This window comes from Dulcicalothrix desertica PCC 7102 (genome assembly GCF_003991905.1).
Lineage (GTDB): Bacteria > Cyanobacteriota > Cyanobacteriia > Cyanobacteriales > Nostocaceae > Dulcicalothrix > Dulcicalothrix desertica.
On record NZ_RSCL01000067.1, the window covers coordinates 1 to 18,004 of the forward strand.

General features: G+C 38.6%; 15 protein-coding genes. 7 read left to right on the forward strand and 8 right to left on the reverse strand.

Going from position 1 to position 18,004, the window contains the following annotated elements; translation table 11 throughout:
• Positions 1-525, forward strand: a 525-nt coding sequence (locus DSM106972_RS49955; protein WP_201800909.1) for a hypothetical protein, incomplete at its 5' end; no start/stop codon positions are given.
• 256 nt (positions 526-781) lie between these two features.
• Here DSM106972_RS49955 and DSM106972_RS49960 read toward each other — a convergent pair.
• Positions 782-1,054 (reverse strand): hypothetical protein, encoded by a 273-nt coding sequence (locus DSM106972_RS49960; RefSeq protein WP_127087684.1) that lies wholly within the window; start codon positions 1,052-1,054, stop codon positions 782-784.
• A gap of 257 nt (positions 1,055-1,311) precedes the next feature.
• On the opposite strand from DSM106972_RS49960, the gene DSM106972_RS49965 reads away from it, so the two are divergent.
• Together DSM106972_RS49965 and DSM106972_RS49970 are read left to right on the forward strand one after the other, a co-directional pair.
• Positions 1,312-3,351, forward strand: coding sequence for an ATP-binding protein (locus tag DSM106972_RS49965; protein WP_127087685.1), 2,040 nt, complete (start codon positions 1,312-1,314; stop codon positions 3,349-3,351).
• Positions 3,352-3,444: 93 nt separating this feature from the next.
• Positions 3,445-4,464, forward strand: coding sequence for a hypothetical protein (locus DSM106972_RS49970; protein ID WP_127087686.1), 1,020 nt, complete (start codon positions 3,445-3,447; stop codon positions 4,462-4,464).
• 265 nt (positions 4,465-4,729) lie between these two features.
• Here the strand turns inward: DSM106972_RS49970 and DSM106972_RS49975 are convergent, their stop codons facing one another.
• Both DSM106972_RS49975 and DSM106972_RS49980 read right to left on the reverse strand, forming a co-directional pair.
• Positions 4,730-6,334, reverse strand: coding sequence for a tetratricopeptide repeat protein (locus DSM106972_RS49975; RefSeq protein ID WP_127087687.1), 1,605 nt, complete (start codon positions 6,332-6,334; stop codon positions 4,730-4,732).
• A 108-nt stretch (positions 6,335-6,442) separates the two neighbouring features.
• Positions 6,443-7,309, reverse strand: coding sequence for a hypothetical protein (locus DSM106972_RS49980; protein ID WP_127087688.1), 867 nt, complete (start codon positions 7,307-7,309; stop codon positions 6,443-6,445).
• A 358-nt stretch (positions 7,310-7,667) separates the two neighbouring features.
• On the opposite strand from DSM106972_RS49980, the gene DSM106972_RS49985 reads away from it, so the two are divergent.
• On the forward strand, positions 7,668-8,513 hold the full coding sequence (locus tag DSM106972_RS49985) for a hypothetical protein (protein WP_127087689.1): 846 nt from the start codon (positions 7,668-7,670) through the stop codon (positions 8,511-8,513).
• A 185-nt stretch (positions 8,514-8,698) separates the two neighbouring features.
• On the opposite strand, the gene DSM106972_RS49990 is transcribed toward DSM106972_RS49985, so the two are convergent.
• Entirely contained in the window at positions 8,699-9,736 is a 1,038-nt protein-coding gene (locus DSM106972_RS49990) for a hypothetical protein (protein WP_127087690.1), read from the reverse strand.
• A 239-nt stretch (positions 9,737-9,975) separates the two neighbouring features.
• Between DSM106972_RS49990 and DSM106972_RS49995 the strand changes: the two genes are divergently transcribed.
• A complete protein-coding gene (locus tag DSM106972_RS49995) occupies positions 9,976-10,809 on the forward strand; it encodes an eCIS core domain-containing protein (RefSeq protein ID WP_186538876.1) in 834 nt (277 codons plus the stop codon).
• Positions 10,810-10,853: 44 nt separating this feature from the next.
• Here DSM106972_RS49995 and DSM106972_RS50000 read toward each other — a convergent pair whose 3' ends face one another.
• The gene (locus tag DSM106972_RS50000; RefSeq protein ID WP_127087691.1) at positions 10,854-12,131 is read right to left on the reverse strand and encodes a Pvc16 family protein; all 1,278 of its coding nucleotides are present in this window, start codon (positions 12,129-12,131) and stop codon (positions 10,854-10,856) included.
• A gap of 251 nt (positions 12,132-12,382) precedes the next feature.
• Here DSM106972_RS50000 and DSM106972_RS50005 point away from each other — a divergent pair, with 251 nt between their 5' ends.
• A complete protein-coding gene (locus DSM106972_RS50005; protein ID WP_127087692.1) occupies positions 12,383-14,194 on the forward strand; it encodes a serine/threonine protein kinase in 1,812 nt (603 codons plus the stop codon).
• A 130-nt stretch (positions 14,195-14,324) separates the two neighbouring features.
• Here DSM106972_RS50005 and DSM106972_RS50010 read toward each other — a convergent pair whose 3' ends face one another.
• Positions 14,325-14,876, reverse strand: a complete 552-nt coding sequence (locus DSM106972_RS50010; protein WP_127087693.1) for an FKBP-type peptidyl-prolyl cis-trans isomerase — start codon at positions 14,874-14,876, stop codon at positions 14,325-14,327.
• A 99-nt stretch (positions 14,877-14,975) separates the two neighbouring features.
• Here DSM106972_RS50010 and DSM106972_RS50015 point away from each other — a divergent pair, with 99 nt between their 5' ends.
• Positions 14,976-15,863: an aspartoacylase gene (locus DSM106972_RS50015; RefSeq protein WP_127087694.1), complete on the forward strand. Its 888-nt coding sequence runs from the start codon at positions 14,976-14,978 to the stop codon at positions 15,861-15,863.
• On the opposite strand, the gene DSM106972_RS50020 is transcribed toward DSM106972_RS50015, so the two are convergent.
• Together DSM106972_RS50020 and DSM106972_RS50025 are read right to left on the reverse strand one after the other, a co-directional pair.
• Positions 15,860-16,258, reverse strand: coding sequence for a hypothetical protein (locus DSM106972_RS50020; protein WP_186538874.1), 399 nt, complete (start codon positions 16,256-16,258; stop codon positions 15,860-15,862). The genes DSM106972_RS50015 and DSM106972_RS50020 overlap by 4 nt on opposite strands.
• A 202-nt stretch (positions 16,259-16,460) precedes the next feature.
• A complete protein-coding gene (locus tag DSM106972_RS50025; protein WP_127087695.1) occupies positions 16,461-17,606 on the reverse strand; it encodes a transporter substrate-binding domain-containing protein in 1,146 nt (381 codons plus the stop codon).
• Between the last annotated feature and the right edge of the window lie 398 nt (positions 17,607-18,004).

An 18,004-nucleotide genomic window follows, 5' to 3' on the forward strand; every position in this document is an offset into this window, starting at 1 on the left:
CCACAAAATACAACACCAACGCCAGTTACCCCACAAAATACAACACCAACGCCAGTTACCCCACAAAATACAACACCAACTCCAGTTACCCCACAAAATACAACACAATATCAAACAATACCTACTCGTAACTATATTGGGGTCGGTGGTAATTTTGGACTGAGTGGAGATACAGCTTTGGGTGAAACTGCCTTTACTGTCTTCAGTAAAATTGGTTTAACAAATAACTTCTCTTTTCGTCCTGCTGCTGTGGTCAGTGATAAAGCTGTATTTCTTTTACCTGTAACAATTGACTTTCCAGTGGAATCATTCACAGATTTTGGAGAATCTCAAATAATTGCAGTTCCTTATATTGGAGGGGGAGCAGCTATTTCTACAAGTGAAGGTAGTTCCGTCGGATTTCTCCTTACAGGTGGTGTGGATGTACGCTTATCACCTGAATTTACCGCTACTGCTGGAGTAAATGTCGGTTTTCTCGATAAAACTGATGTCGGACTAATGTTAGGAATTGGTTACAACTTTTAATGGCGCCGCTCAAACAATAATTATAGACTTTGGTAGATAATGTTAAGAATGTATTTTCTTTTATAATTATCTAGAGGTTAAGACTCTCCGTCCTTACTACTCGCTTTTACGACGAGCCGTCAGAATTTATGAAACGCGCGTTAGTGCTTCATGTCATTAAAATTGATAGTATATAAAATAACTTGTTGGCTCACGGCATCTCGCCTGACCATAGCACAGACGAGGCTCGGCGGCTATGCTGCGATATTCATCAAATTTAATGGAATGGGGAAAAAATAGGTACATTAACTTGGTACCAAGAAATTAGAAAATATACCTTTGATGTAGCCTGTAAATTATTTGTAGGAATCGATGCAGCGAGATTTGCAGTTATTTGTTGTAAATAAGAATCCGTCACTAACCAGTTTGTTGTAATACTAAAACTTCTTAAATAGTAATGATATAGCAGTCCTAAATCATTCATAAAATCCGCACGTTGTAGAGACGCGATTAATCGCGTCTCTACAGGGATATAATTTTTACAAATCATTTAGGAATGCTATAGACAGTAATTATAGACAGTAATTATAGACAGTAATTATAGACGAAAGTCGAATAAGCCTAGAATGTATTTTCTCTTATGCTTATCTTAGAGCATACTACTTTATGTCATTAATTTTGGGAGTTCATGTAGCTCCCGCCGTCTCGCCTGTGCGTGACTGTATAAACGGTTTAAATGTAATAATATACAAAGGTTTCAAATCGCGTATTAGTAATTTTTAATACTTAAACTGTGAAGATTTAACGATGAGCGCAACGACTACAAGCAATCAGAACGTTGATAATCATACGTATATGACATTTGCCTTAAGCCAGCTTAGGGAGACTTTGGTAAAGCACGCTGACCCAAGTTTGCTGGAGGGGGATAGTATTACACATGGAGAAAGTCCCGTAGGAAGAAATTTAATAGACCATTCAATAACGTCCTCCGAACCGTCTGCGTTAGATAGACTTTGTGCGACTTTTGGTTTGAGTGATTTTGAACGGAATTTGCTGTTGTTATGTGCTGGTGTAGAACTTGATGCCAGTTTTCCAATACTTTGTGCTGCTGCTTGCGGTAATGCACAGCGTACTTATCCCACTTTTGGTTTGGCGATGACGGTGTTGCAAGGTATGCACTGGGGCGCCTTTTCTCCTGCAGGTGCGTTACGCAGGTGGAAGTTAATCGAAGTTGGTTCTGGAAGTGAGTTGATGAGTAGCCCGTTGCGGATTGATGAGCGGATACTGCATTATTTAATGGGTACACAGCATCTAGATGACCGTTTGTTAGGGATAGTCGAACCTGTAACAGTGACTTCAGATTTAGTACCCTCTCACACACAAATCTCAGAAAAAATGGTAGCTGCTTGGTGGGTAGAGATTCATGATTTTCTCAAGCTGCCAATATTACAGTTATGTGGGAATGAAGTAGCTAGTAAACGTCCAATTGCAGCTTTGGCTTGTCACTATGTAGGGTTTGACTTGTATGCAATTGCAGCTCATGCTTTGCCAACAAATCCTAGTGACCTTAAGCAATTTAAGTTACTTTGGGAGAGAGAAGTCGCACTTGCTAATTGTGCGCTGTTAATTGACTGTGATGATTTAGAGGGTGCAGATACAGTTCGAGAAGGAACGATTACGTATTTATGCGAGTGGATGCGTTCTCCGGTAATTATTACGACTACTGAACGTAAACGCTCGCGATTAAGACCGTTATTGGTTTTTGATATTGAACGTCCTACAACAAAAGAACAATATACTATTTGGGAACAAGCATTGGATGGTACATCTGAATTTATTAATGTTCAAGTAGATAATTTGGTGTCTCAATTCAATCTCAGTGTTCCGGTGATTCAAGCTGCTTGTTCTCAAGCTAGTGTTCAATGGCGCCAGATACAGGAGTCAGGAGGGCAGGAGTTAGGAGTACAGGAGTTAGGAGTACAGGAAGATTTTAATCATCTTCTTTGGAATACTTGCCGCGCGCAAGCTCGTCCGAAATTAGATGATTTGGCACAGCGAATTGATTGTGCTGCGAATTGGGAAGATTTGGTATTGCCAGAATCTCAGGTACAAGTACTTAGAGATGTTGCTGTACAAGTTAAGCAACGAGCAAAGGTGTACGAACGCTGGGGTTTTGGAGGCAAAAGCAAGCGAGGATTGGGAATAAGCGCTTTGTTTGCTGGTGTCAGTGGTACTGGTAAAACAATGGGAGCAGAAGTACTCGCGCGGGAGTTACGATTAGATTTATACCGGATTGATTTAAGTGCTGTAGTTAGTAAGTATATTGGGGAGACAGAGAAAAATCTTGGTAGGGTATTTGATGCGGCAGAGTTAGGTGGTGTAGTATTACTATTTGATGAGGCTGATGCTTTATTTGGTAAACGTAGTGAAGTAAAAGATTCTCACGACCGTCATGCTAACGTTGAAGTGAGCTATTTATTACAACGTATGGAAAGTTATCGTGGACTTTCTGTATTAACAACTAACTTGAAAAGTTCATTAGACCAAGCATTCCTTCGTCGTATCCGCTTTATTACCCAGTTTCCTTTCCCAGATTCTACTCAAAGGGCAGAGATTTGGCGCCGGATTTTTCCAAAGCTTACACCAACAGAAGGTTTAGATTATCAAAAGTTGGGACAACTCAATGTTGCAGGAGGTAATATTCGGAGTATCGCGATGAATGCAGCGTTTTTAGCAGCCGATGCAAACGATGCAGTAACAATGTATTACATGTTGCAGGCAGCGAAGAGCGAGTATATCAAGTTAGAGCGAACGCTCACGGATACTGAAGTTAAAGGATGGGTTTAATTATATGGATGATTTCACATAAATTATTTGTGTCTAATTTAGAGATAAACGTCAAATAAACTATAATTGTTCATTCAAGTTAAGGTGATATTTATGACTGACAAACTTAGTATTCATAAAAATAAAACTAGCAATGAAACATTACCTGTCTCAAACACTTCAGTAAAGGGAGCGTTTGAGTTGTCTCCGTCTCAGAAGCAGTTAAAAAACCACAATTCAGAACAACCTCACTTGGGGACATCTTTAATACAAGCAAAAAAATATGGACATCACCTAGGAAAGAAAGATTTAACCAATCAATCAGTCTCAACAGTACAACCGAAGCTAAGTAACCAGCCAGTCCAGTTAGCTGGAAAGAAACGTCCAGCAAGCTCACCAGCAGGGGGGAATCCGTCTAAGAAAGCTAAGTCTGATAGACCAGATTTTCCAGACAGCTATAAACCAACTTATCTTAATGAGTTCAACAACAGACCAAATGGACAAACCACACTAAGTCCAAATCAAAGGCTTGATCAAACTACACCTAAATACAGTAGAAACCATAGAGTATCCTACCAAGACCAGCAGCGCTTATTGGAACAGCGGCGCCAAGGTAAGATCACACAACAGCAATTTACACAGTCAACAAATGCCCTTTATCCAAAGGATACAGTTGGAAACCCAACAGGCTTTGGTGCTGTTAGAATGCAGCGATATAGACAACAAATGCTTGCAGCCAAAACGCCTGCGGAGAAAGCTATGTACGAGAAAAAAATGGCGACACATTTAAATGCGGCGCCTATGAACGTGACAATTGGGGGTTCTAAGGTTAATTCAACTATTGGACATCATTTTGATCCGAATGCTAGTAAAAGCCCAGGAGGAACATATAGCTTAACGCCAAGGACAAAGCAAACATTCGATTTTGGTGTTAATAATATTTCAAAACCAATGCTTAGTCCGGGAGGAACACGCATAGCGTCATCACATATAAACGATCGTAAAGGAGGATTTTTCCCACAATCAGCGTTATCGCCTACTTCCTCTGGTTTAATGAACAATTTGATGCTTAACGGTAGAGGAAACGCGGGACATGTTAGCCCTACGAACGCATCGACCTTTCCTTCATCTTAGTAAACTTTTCTAATGCATAAATTCAGGATTTGCTAAATCTTTCAAGATTGCGCCTTGTTTTTGTAGTGAGTTTAATTGTTTCTGTAATTTTGGGTTATTAAAATTTTGGTTCACATTAGAGTCTGTCAACCAGAAACAGAGATTTTAGCAGTGTTTGAACACCAACCCTTAACTGATGAATTAGTTCAGGCTATTAATCCAGATATTTCTTGAGAAGATTTAGAAGAAGATATTGAAGAAATTGCCTACCCTACAAAGTAATAAATCATTGTTCACACATTTCTGATTCAATTTGAGATATCCATCCTCTTGCCATTATGTAATTTGGATTAAGTTTGACTGCTACCCCAAACATTTCTAGCGCGCGTTCGGGTTTGTTTAAAAAATAATGACAAAGCCCCATGTTGTATAAGGTTACATCGTTTTTGCCATAATAATTAATAGATTGATAGTAATAGTGTAGTGCCTTCTCGTATTCGCCAATTTCTTGGAAGAATAAAGCGATATTGAATAACGTATCGATTGAATAGGGGATATAATAAAAGTTAACTGCTATCTTTTCCATAATAAATGCTAAATCTTTTACAACCGCGTGCGAAGTATATTCCGACCTAATTTGATTTATTATCAAGTCAAAGGATGAATTAAATACGTGTGGATCCCACTGAGTTGTACTTAAAAATGTTAATAATGTTTCAAGTGTGGAAAAGGATTTAGTGAGATTTATGTGTTCGTATAATCTAAATACTGTTGCATGACCAAAAGCATCTAAAAATGTTTCAACTGCCTGCCGAGTTTCAGGCATGGTTTGTAAATCAAATCCCTGTAAAAATACAGATGTATTTAGACTTTGTTCGGTAAACTGATGATAATAGTCACCTCCACATTGCTTGAAGTACTGAGCAATGGCACGGAAATCAACCATCATTGAAAATGAGCCATGAAAGGTACAACAGGGTTCTTCTTGCTGGTGTAAATCGCCATACCTTGAATACCCTTTGTCAGAAGTAATTAAACATAATTTATGATTAGAAATATCCATTAAACGGCGAATACACCGCAAACTTCCAACTGGAAATAAAAAATAGCCATCATCAATTTGGTTTTGGTAATGCGAGAGTACAGCATCAAGATGTTGGTCTTGGTAGAAAGGAATGTTGCTATCTACGTAAGAGAATTCTACTTTTAATTGTTCGAGTTCAATTGGTTTATTGTCTTGAACATTATCCTTTTGGGTTGATAGAGTTGCTAAAGCTGCTTGAAATTTACCTTGAGAAACACGAAAAATGTCTTGTGATACTGTATCAAAGATATAATTTGCTAATACTATCAACGGATTCTTAACGTAACTGTTCATGGGGCGCCTTGTATCAGCACTTAAAACCTTGTTGCTACGTATCAAGTTAATTTCTGTATCTGTTTCAACATCGAAACGCGCAAAATCTAAAAGTCCTTTCTCTATATAACTGTGAAATGCCCGATGATCTTGCCAATATTGTATATTATTGTCAGTGAAATCGGTCATTACATAAACGAACTTTATATCTGTTAAATATAACGCCTTTTGAAGCTCCAACAAACGCTTGATAACATAAAAACTAAACGTACCTGACCCTGCCCCTAACTCTATAATATAAAATGGTTCTGAAGGATTATAGATATCTTTGTGAATACAATCCTGAAAAAATCGAATTATAATATTGGCATAAGAATTGGCGATATAAGGATTACTAGTAATATAGAAAGGAACTTTTCCAGCCCATGCATTAATACCTTGGTCGTTAAAAAAATCTTTTTGATATTGCCAAGACTTTGATTCTGAAAGTAGAGTATCCTTCTGTAAAACAAAGCTATTTAAGTCATATACCATAATATTTACTTCCTTTGGTTAAGATTTCTAACTTAAGCGTTTAGCTAACTAGCTACAATTTCTACAAGCCTTGTAATAAATTTGCTTTCTTTCGACATTTTTTAGTTTTTATTTGGCATACTTGATGCGATCATCAATGCTCCACTTATGCCAATCTGCTGGCATTCCCGTTTGTTTATATAAGGATTCGTTCTTTTTGTTGGCACCAACTTTTGTCCACTCAGCGGGATTAAACTGAGAAGCTTTATTTGTATTAACTAAACTTTGTAGCTTGTTGGTTAAGTCTGCTGGATTGAAATGAGCTAATCCATTTTTGTAAGCGTGGAGTGCAACCTTACTATTTGGGGTTACACTTCCCTTTGGCGTAAAGTGGGTATCTACTTGAGGTGCGTGAGGAAATTTTCCTGGGTCGTCGATTCGATGTTCACCCTTGGGACCCATGAAAATATTATGTGGCGCCCAGGCAACATCACTTTCATTCACTTTCTGTTTTGAAGATTTAGGGTCTGCCCAATTTTGATAATTTTTTGCGCCCTGTGAGTTTGGGTTGTTCAAAATGTTGTTTTTTTGAAAATCTTGCTGAATTTGGCTATAAGGATATTTGTGGTGTGCTGTCAGATTATCTTTTCCTGCTTGGTACGAGGAATGCTTTTGATTAGTCATTCCAGCATTCTGGGGTTTTGGAGGTCTTTTTTTCTTTCCAAATAAGCTAGAGAAGGATCCAAAGAAGCCTTTCGCGCACTGCACGGGTTGACCTGTCGAGGCTGATTGATTGCTAAAATTCACCTGGCTGGGTTGGTGACCATAACGCTCTGCCTGCATCAAAGATGTTTTTAGGTCTTTTTGCTGCCCTTTTTCTGCTACTTTTGGTTGCACAACCTTTGGTTGTGATTGGAACATCCCTTCTGAAGAAGTACTTGGTACCGATGTTTTGTTCCTAGTATTATTTATTTGGGTGTTTGCTCTGTATACCATCGTGATAACCTTATGCTTGGATAGGAAAATATCTTTGTGAGTTAATCTTTAAGTTTGGATTTCCAAGCTACACATCCTCTGTTCTTAGGTTACACAGCAATGCCACTTGCTATAATCCAGGGCACCCGTGCAATGCAGTGGTTCCCAAACCTACATTTATATATTCTAAAATTAAAACTGTTATTAAATAAGTCAACATAAAAAACTATACTAAAGTCTAATTTATTGAGATGATTTTCAAGAAATATTAACATGTGGATACATCAAACCCTAAAATTACAGTACCCGCAGCACATCTGTTAGTAAATATAATAGTATAAATTTAGAGAAAATTTTTAAATCAACTTAGGATATCGCTATGAACAGCCGATCACACGCTCCTAATAATATGACTACTAGGGCAACGTCTTCATTATCAACGGCTTCAACTCAGGGAATGTTTCAATCGCGTCCGTTTGTTGTGCAATCAAAAAAAGATAATGTACAGCAACCAGATTTAAAGACATCTTTGATGCAGACTAAAAATTATGGTTACCATCTCCACAACATGCAGACTGGTCGTGATTCTAATACTACAGCAGTACAGGCAAAAAAACCTGGAGAAAGTGGTAATGCAGAAGCCATTCAAATGGCAAGAGCCAAATATTCACCAGGTCAACACGGCTACAAAAAAAAGGAGCAGCAACGGCTTAGTGATCAGTACGGAATCCCCATATCAGGTCAGACACATCAATCGGAACACCCAATAGGTTTTGAGCCGTTGAACCGAACATCAGGCTTAAGGCGGGGAGCTCCAGGTCGTTCCACCCAGATGGATAACAAGGCACCAGCTTATCAAGAGGTGCGTAAAGCGCACGAGGGTCATGCGGGAACTGGAACAAACAAAAATCCTGATGCATCAGGTTTTAACTCACGATCATATCGAGACACTCAAAGACAACTGCTTGAATCAGGAGATGTCAGCAGTGCAGTCCAAATAAATCAACTAGGGTATGCTTTCGATCCAAACTTCCGAAGAAACGCTAAAACTCCACAAGGATTAGCTGCAAACAATTCCTACAATACAATGGTAAATAATATGCATACAGTAGAATATGCCCAAGGAGCTACTAACAGAACTGTTCGTGTTGGTCCATATGACCGGGCAGAAATGCGACTTGCGCGACCGGCGGTAGAAACCGGGCAATGGCCTCAATATAGGTAAATATTGGCAAAGCTTATCTGATATGATTTTTTGCTAGTTTTTTTATATAGTCGCTTAAACTTTTACTAGGCACTAGCCACTGGTTTTTGCAAGAGTTTTTTTGCTGTTGGGGTTGGGTCAAGACAAGTAAAAATCCGGCAGCCCTTCGGCTTGGTGCAGTCCCCCTACTGCTTGTAGTAATTCTACTACATCTCTTGCAAAATCAACTCTTCACCACCTTGTTTAGCAACAATTACCGGGTCTAAATTTAGCGTTCCTCGAAGATGTTCCTTCACTTGTCTATCTTCGTTAATTACTTGGTCACGAACTAGTTCTGCGGCATTTTTTAATTTTACCTGACGCTTACTATCTTCAGCTTTGCTATTTCGAGATTTATGAGTATCAGATTTATGAGTATTGATTACAGGATTCTTAACCGCGCGCTGGGTAGCAGTAAATCTTTTGTTATTACCCAACATATCCATTGCTTCTCTTTTAGCTAGATATTGACTGTGCGTTCCCACTTTAGGACTTGGAGCGCTTTTCTTTTCATCGTAAGTAGAGGGAGGAGCAACAAACCTCTCTTCATTTTTCTGTTGATTGTTCTTTTGGGCACCGCCATTAGACTGTGCTAAATTATCTTGAGTCTGTTTATTTAACAATCTTTTTACCTCTGGATCGTGAGGATGTGAGGAGTCTTCTGTTGCTTTATGCTCAGAATTTTTATTTGTGGGTGATGTTAAATGCTGATGCTGATTTTGCTTTTTATCTTTCTCTTTTGATTCGGAAGTTTCCTTTGCGCTTTGATTTTTTTCATTAAAGTCTTTTTTTGATTCCGTCTTAATATTTTTTTCTTTTCGATGTTCTTTATTAAAGGTTTTCGACGACGAACTAGCAACATTTAAAACAGCTTTCCTATAAGGGGAGAGGTTTGGAGAGGAGTTTTTAACATCCTTATTTATTTCTAAATCCATACTTGATGTTAGCTTTTTTTCCTCCTCTTCCAAAGTCGAGAGCATTTGTATTGGTGCCGTAGTAGAAAGACCCGCGCATTGAATTGCATCAAGATGATGACCGTAACGTTCTGCCTGACTTAGAGATGTTTTTAAGTCTGGTTGCTGTGATAGTGTTCTTAATTGCATAATAAATGGGCGCCCTTGGAGCATTCCTGAGTCGAGATTAGTTAAGGAATGGGGTGTCCTTTTCTTACTTCTTTCCTTGCGCTGGTACACTTGGCTATACATACAAATACTCTTACTTAGCTATAATGATTAATAGTCTATTTCTAGATTAAAACCATTAGTAAGTAAGTCAATATAAAAGATTAGACTTTAGTCTAATTTTCTGCAGGATTTTCAATAAATACATTGAGCTATAATTTTGTGTATTGCAATTATAAGTAGTTTTGGATGCTTTGTAGTTAGCACTGAAGTCCTACAATCAAATAAGATTTATTTGTTCAATATTATACCCGGAACAAACAATGAGTACTCAACAGCTTCTTCAGAAAAAGTCTACCTCAAAAGACACTGCAACCCCAGATAATCAATTTGAAGGTCGTGGGTTTGCTGTGCAACACAAGTCAGATAATGAGCAAACAGACTTAAATACTCAATTGAAGCAGGCAAAGCGCTTTGGTCACAGTATCACCCAAATGAAGTCAGAATCTGCTCAATCTTCAAAACAAAGCGAGACTAGTAAGAATTCATCCTCTGGTTCTCGCGGTTCCATGCCTGCACCAGTTAAGTCAAAAATGGAAAACTCTTTTGGAACAAGTTTTGGTGATGTCAGTATCCATACAGACAGCCCTAAAGCTAAATCAATGGGCGCCTTAGCTTATACCCAAGGCAATAATGTTCACTTTGCCCCAGGACAATATAACCCGCAAAGTTCTTCGGGACAAGCATTATTAGGACATGAACTAACTCACGTAGTGCAACAAAGAGCCGGAAGAGTATCTGTACCACACCAAAGTAAAGGCGCCCCTATCAATGCTGACCCCAGCTTAGAAACAGAAGCTGACCAACTTGGAGCAAAAGCTGCGAAGGGTCAGCAGGTACAAGTTCCTGGGGCAACTAGTAGCTTCAAGACTATTCCGCCAATTCAAAATAGCACCGAACCTGTTCAGTGTTTCTTACCTATGTTAATGGGTGGGTTAGGAGCATTGGGAGGAATGATGGGCGGTGGCGGTGGCCAACAAGGCGGTGGAGGTATGATGTCAGGTATCGGTGGAGCGCTTGGCGGAATGCTTGGTCCTCTTGGAGGAATGGCTAGCAGTATGTTAGGCGGTGGTGGTGGACAAGAACAAATGATGTAGTTTGAGTTTACCTCTTGTGGAGCGGGCATCCTGCCCGCCATTACTTATTTAATCGTTATTCGCGGTGAGTCATATTCCCCACTTTGATTTTTATATAATGCACTCTCTGCTCCATCTACCTTTACCCGTACTAAGTACTCTCCTGGTTTAATCTTTTTAAGAGGTATTGTGATAATGTCGGTGTCTTTTGTTTGTGAGGGCGCCAAGCAAGAGTACGAGAAAGGTTCATGATTTGATATTTTATTTAGTAGTACTGATATTCTTTGGTCTTTACCAACTTTTGGACTAAATTTAACGTTGATGTCTATTGAACGTAAATCACCATCATTAACCTGTAGAGACGTTACATGTAACGTCTCTACGGTGATTTTTGGATGTAGTACAAATGGCATAATGTTTGATTCGATGAGGTTATGTTGCTCTGTACTTTTCATCGAAGAGTGTATGATTTGTACAGTCTGCACACCCGCGCTTAAATATGGAGGTACTTGTATACTTACTTGCGTGTCTTGAACGTCGAAAGGTGTAAATAATTTATCTATATTATTTAGTCTAACTTGGGTAATATCACCGCGTAATCGTTTACCTCGAATTAGTAGTGTACTGCCTACTGTAATTTCTTCAAGTTGTCCTGGCGCCGCTACTTGTTCAATAGTTGGTTCTGACAAAATTAAGTCAACAAAGTCTGATTTATCATTACTATCACTATCTATCAGAACCATTGACGCTTGATAAGTAGCCGAAGGTCGATAATGCGTTTGCAAGGCAGACCAAATTTTAGAGCTGTCTTCCATGTTCAAAAATTCTGGACTGACTTTTATTTGCCCCATTTGTGCTGCTAAATTAGATACAGATAAACCTGTTATAGCCTGTGAAAATACGCTTGACGTACTTGTATCGGCTGCATTCTTTAAAGCATTTTCAATAGTATCAGATGTAATTATAGGTAACTTATGCAACATCTGCATCGCGTAACCTAGTAAAATTTCTGCTTGGAAGTCTTTGGCGCCGTAAGCTGTTAGTACGTAATGTAGGTCAAGAGCTAGGGGTGGATTTGTCGCGCGCGTGTTACTAGGTGTAATACTACCATGACGATTGCGGTATTCCTGAGATATCCAGTCTACATTACGATTTTGCGTCACGTGATATAAAAAAAGGTTTATTTGCGCGCGTTCATCGCTGCCAACTTGAATTTTGTCTGGTGGTAACGCTGTTACAAGTACATCACCTACACTAGCTGCTATGGCATCACTGACTAAACCATTTTCTAACAAGTTTTTTATTACTGCTGTGACGATGGCTATAGAGAGCGCGTTACTCATCCTAATTCCTCATGGCAATCTCATAAATTATGATACTTGAGATTAATTGTGTATGTTGGGTTCTGCGTAGCGCTCCACCCAACCTAGGTGTCTTGTGATTTAGACAAAAGTATAATGTTAACTATACATTTAATATATTAGGATAATTTATAATTATTTTATTAGTATAATTATTAATTAATTGTGGAATTATCTAGTACATTAAACTTTCAAGAGAAAACTTTATTAAAAAATAGGATGGGTTTACCCAAATGAACTCCCCACCATCTAATAATTCTTGGATAGGTAGCTTGATTGGTGATAACCAGCGTTACCGTTTAGATAAACGCTTGGGTGGAGGTGGTATGGGTGATGTTTTCCTTGCCACAGATACGCGCGTTGGTAAAGATGTATCGCTGAAACTGCTCAAAGATAAATTGGTCGCGTCTGGTGAGATGAGACAACGCTTTGAGCGGGAAATTGCAATTTGTGCTGCTTTACAAAGTGACCATATTATTGAAATCAGTGATTGTGGAGTTACTACTGAAGGTTATCCATTTTATGTGATGGAGTATCTACGTGGGCAAACGCTGCGACAATTATTGATGCGCGAAAGGCAATTATCACCTGAACGCACGGTCAAAATTATGACACAGGTGTGTAGAGGTTTGGAACTGGCACACCGAGGTGTAGTGATGCAGCGTGATGGCAAGAACACAGAACGCATTAAAGTTATCCATCGCGACTTGAAACCAGATAATATTTTTTTGGTTCCTAAAGACTTTGGTGAGTGGGTGAAGATTTTAGATTTTGGAATTGCCAAAATTTATAGTGATTCTTCTGAGCATACGAATCTCACTAAAGCATTTATTGGTACGTTTCGCTATTCATCACCCGAACAAATTCAAAACGACAAGAATATTGACGTAACTGCCGATATCTATAGTTTGGGAATTATCCTTTATGAAATGCTTAGTGCGGCAGACCCGTTTGGTTTGAGCATTAAAGGTAATAATATCAGTGAACCCTCATGGTTACTTGCTCATAGCTATGAACCACCTCGACCGTTACGCGCGCAACCTGGGTGTGAGCAATTACCTTTAGAGTTGGAAGCAGTGGTTCTAAAATGTCTTCAAAAGAGACCAAGCAACCGTTTTGCTTCAGTCAGTGAACTTTCTCAAGCGTTGGAAGTTGCAATTAAACCCGCGACTAATGCCAATACTTTAAAGTCCACAACAATTGTTCAAGCAAGACCACAAAAATCTTCATCGGGTTCTGATGACGAAACCGTTCCTAGACCACTTCAACAGTCTTCAGGAGGTTCTCATAATGAAACCGTTCCTAGATCAGTTCAAGCATCTAACAATGATACAATAGATAAACCTGTACAACTACCCCAAAACAAACCTCAACAAGGTTCTAATCACGAAACCATTAATAAACCTCTACAACCACCACAAAACCAACCTCAACTTCGTTCCAATCAAGAAACCATCAATAAACCTTTACAACCACCGCAAAACCCGCCTGTAACTCAACTATTTCAACCGTCTCAATCACCATCAGCGTCAAATCCTCCTATAACTACGGCGCCTGAAGGTACAATAATGCAAAATCGACATAAAAATCTTTCACAAGAGGCACCAAAAGTTATTCCAGAAGGCGCGTTAGAAGGTACTATTATGCAACCGCGCGTCACTCACAGTGAGAACAAACCAAAAGTACCAGATAAAACATTATTTCAACCTAAACCAGCAAAAAATTCAGGCAACCAACAGCCTGTAGATAATACAGTAGTGCAACACTCTCGTGCTGGTAATAATCAAAATTCTAATCAAACACCTGATAATACAATATATCAACCAAAGCCTGCTAACAATCAAATACCACAACAAGCGCCTGACGATACAATTTATCAGCCAAGAAAAAATAAACTAACACCTCAAAATAGCAACACTTTAAAAATTGTCGGGATTGCATTGGCATTAGCACTGACGTTAGGTCTTATTTCTTACTTCATTACTAGTCGCTCAGGTAGAAATGATAATAACAGAAGGGCGCCGACATCTGTACTTCCTCAATAAAATAATCTGATAGATTATATAAGTATAACTATTTAAATAGTTACACCTAATTTTAGGTTCCGCAAGTACATACATAAAACCCAAAACCCTGTGGAGACGTTACATGTAACGTCTCTACATATGTAACGAACTATTTGACTCCTAATAACTCAACATCAAAAAGCAAAGTGGCATTTGGAGGAATAACACCACCAGCACCCTCGGCGCCGTAACCCAAATTCGGTGGGATAATTAATTTACGGCGCCCGCCAACTTTCATCGTACTTAAACCTTCGTCCCAACCTTTAATTACTTGTCCAACACCAAGCGTAAACTCAATCGGCTCGCCTCTATCGCGTGAACTATCGAACTTGGTACCATTTTCTAAAGTGCCAGTATAGTGAACGCTGATAGTTTGTCCTGTTTTTGGTGTGGCACCAGTACCTGGTTTCAGGTCTACATACTTCAACCCTGAAGGAGTGGTAATTACTTTCTCGGTGCCTTTTTTAGTCTCTGGGGTGGAAGTAGGTGTAGTTGTGGCAGTAACAGCAGGTGTGGGAGTGGCAGTTACGTTTGTAGCAGTCGCTTCTACTGATGGAGTACTCGTTGCATTCGACGCTTGATTATCTGGAGCTTGCGTACAGGCAACTGTCAAACAGCAAACAGTTATTAACCCTGCGCGCGATAAAATTAATTTCAACATCAATCCTATTTATCATCTATATATACATACGCCGTAAATTCTACTCGCCCTTAAACAATTCTTCAAATACTTGTATATAATTTTACTTATATTTACCTTATGGATAAAATTAGTACTGTGGCAATAGTGGGTGGTACTCACGGAAACGAGTTGACGGGAGTCTACGTAGCCAAGAAATTTACCAATAATCAAGATTTAATAACTCGACCTAGCTTTTTGTCTCAGGTTGTATTTGGTAATCCTAAAGCTATTCAAGAATGTAGACGGTATATTGACAAAGATTTAAATCGCTGTTTTAGTCGTGCTGATTTACAAAATTCTACACTTTCTAGCTATGAGGATACGCGCGCGAAAGAAATTCAAAAAATTTTATTATCTCCGCAAGGTAAGCCTTATGATGTAATTATTGATTTACACACTACAACATCGAATATGGGATTAAGCATATTATTAAGTAGTGAGCATCCTTTTTTACTTGGGTTATCTGCTTATTTAAGTTTGCTTAGTGATGATGTAAAAGTTTGTTGTTCTCCTAAATCCCAAAACGCGGTATATCTTGATTCACTCAGTGATTTAGGTTTTGCTATTGAAGTTGGCGCCGTTGCTCAAGGAGTGTTAAACGCTGAACTATTTCAGAAAACAGAAAAACTAATACTTGCAGCTTTAGATTATTTTGAAGCATACAACCAAGGTAAATCTCCTCAAATACCAGGTACGCTAACTATTTATAATTATACAGGCGCTATCGATTATCCGAGAAACGCACGGGGTGAAATTGAAGCAATGATTCACCCCCAACGTCAGTTTAAAGATTATCAACCTCTAAATTCAGGAGACCCAATATTTTTAACATTTGATGGTCGAGAAATTTTATACGAAGGAACGTCTACTATTTATCCGATTTTCATTAACGAAGCAGCTTATTACGAAAAAGGCATTGCCATGTGCTTAACACAAAAAAAGACTGTCAACCTTTCAACAACCTAAACAATCAATAAACCCTTATGCTGTAATTTCTGCTCGATAGATTGTATTTCTTGAATACTATCTGCTGCAATGATTCCATAGATATCTGTATAGTCACTTCCCTTATTAATTTCTTGCGCTGATAGAATTATAAAGTCGCTGCTTTCAAGTTCTGTTTTCAAGGTTTTAAAAGTCGATTCTAAAGTTCTTGCTATGCGGTAATCACTTGAATATTTAGCAACTTCTTTTCCAAGTTTGAGTAAAGCATGACGCTGTAAACATAGGGGAGTGGAACCATTAACTCGAAGATTAGTGTCTATTACAAATAGCTCTCCATCTTTATTTTCAAGAACATCAAATCCAATGGCGCCAAAATAACCACTTTGATGAGCATATTCACCTATTACCGCAATCATGGTAAAGAATTTACTTATATCGGTTTGACGTTGACAACGGATCACATAACGGATGAGTTATTTGTTATCGACTAGGTATTGTTTTTACAAGATAAACTATCCGTTACATCTGTTGCATCCGTTGCAAGAAGGCGCCTAAAGTCTCTAAATGTGAACCACGGTTCACATTTTCATAAACTCCTCTGTGACTGTGTGGTAATTATTAAGATTTCTTGACATCAAACCATTTTTCATACAAAGTCTTGTAAATTCCATTCTCTTTAAGAGTCAATAGCGCACTGTTAATTTGCCTACGGTAAGGGCTATTATTTGGTAAAACAATACCGTAATTTTCTTCTTGGAATATTGAGCCGACAATTTCAACCTTATTTTTACCTTCGTTAGCTGTATAGTAAAGAAGTACAGGAGAGTCAAAAACTAAAGCATCAGCTTGATTCCTGAGTAAAGTATCATAAGCGTTTTCAATACCACCGACTTCAACAGCTTTAATTTTTTGCTGACGTAGAAATTCAGATGCAGTACTACCAGCAGTAGTAACCACAACTCGACCGGGTAAATCTTCGATACCACGAATATCACCTTGAAGTTGTTGTACTGTCATAGCAGTAGTAACGGTTGCTGTAAAATAAGCGACAAAAATCACGCCAATAAACATCCAAATTATTGCTATCATCCGACCGAGTGGACCTTTGGGCATTTCATCAGCTTGTGTCGCTAAAGTTGCAGCTGCCCACCAAGATGCTTTAAAAATACCAGGGAAATAAGATTTGGAAATCATTGCTTCTTGGTGATGACGTTCAAATAACCAAATTATGTGGGCAGCAATTACAATTAAAACTAGTGCAATGGCAACAAGCTGTAGAAGCGTTGGAGAGAAAAACATCTGTAGCAGGTTAGGGAAGATATTATTTTTGCTTTCAGAACTTCTCACCATTATTTGCAACCCCCCTGCAAACATTGGTAAAGAGAAATCAAATTTCTTTTGCCGTTCCGCAGTGATGGAAATTGCTGCAATGCCTAAATCTACTTTATTTTGTTCAACTTGATTAAGAACATCTGGTACTGTTGGATACACGGTAAACTTAAAGTCGGCGCCCATTTCGTTAGCAATACTGCGCCATAAGTCAATACTAAACCCCGAAAGTTTATCTTTATCTTGAAACACAAACGGAGGAATTACCTTCGTTGCAACTTGGAGCGTTTTTTTAGATGGGTTTTCTTGAGTGGCGCCGGGATGAGGGTATAACAATAATAGTACTAGCAGCCCAGCCAGTAGACTTTGCCACAAACGCACTTTATTTAAGGTTTTAATGATTTGACGTATTTTTTTTGACAAAACAGCTTTCATATTTAAGTAATCATATATAGTAACTTTCATTACTTTTAATACATCTATATCTTTGAATGTCAATATATCATTTCGTATGTTTATTTGAACATACTTACATTTACGGAGAATTTGTGAACCACGGTTCACACTGCTAAATACAAGACTTACGCATGAAAACCTAGTAGTCCATGTCATTAGTTTTGGGGTGTAGAGTTAAATCCCCCCAACCCCCCTTAATAAGGGGGGGCTAAGAATAGCTCTCTTGTTCCCCCCTTATTAAGGGGGGTTAGGGGGGATCAAAAATCTGCGTCAACACATCAAAACTAATGACACGAACCACTAGTGTTCCATGTCATTAGTTTTGGGGTGTAGGATAAACCCTTTTGAGCTTAATTCTAGCGTCCTCTTTTCGGAAG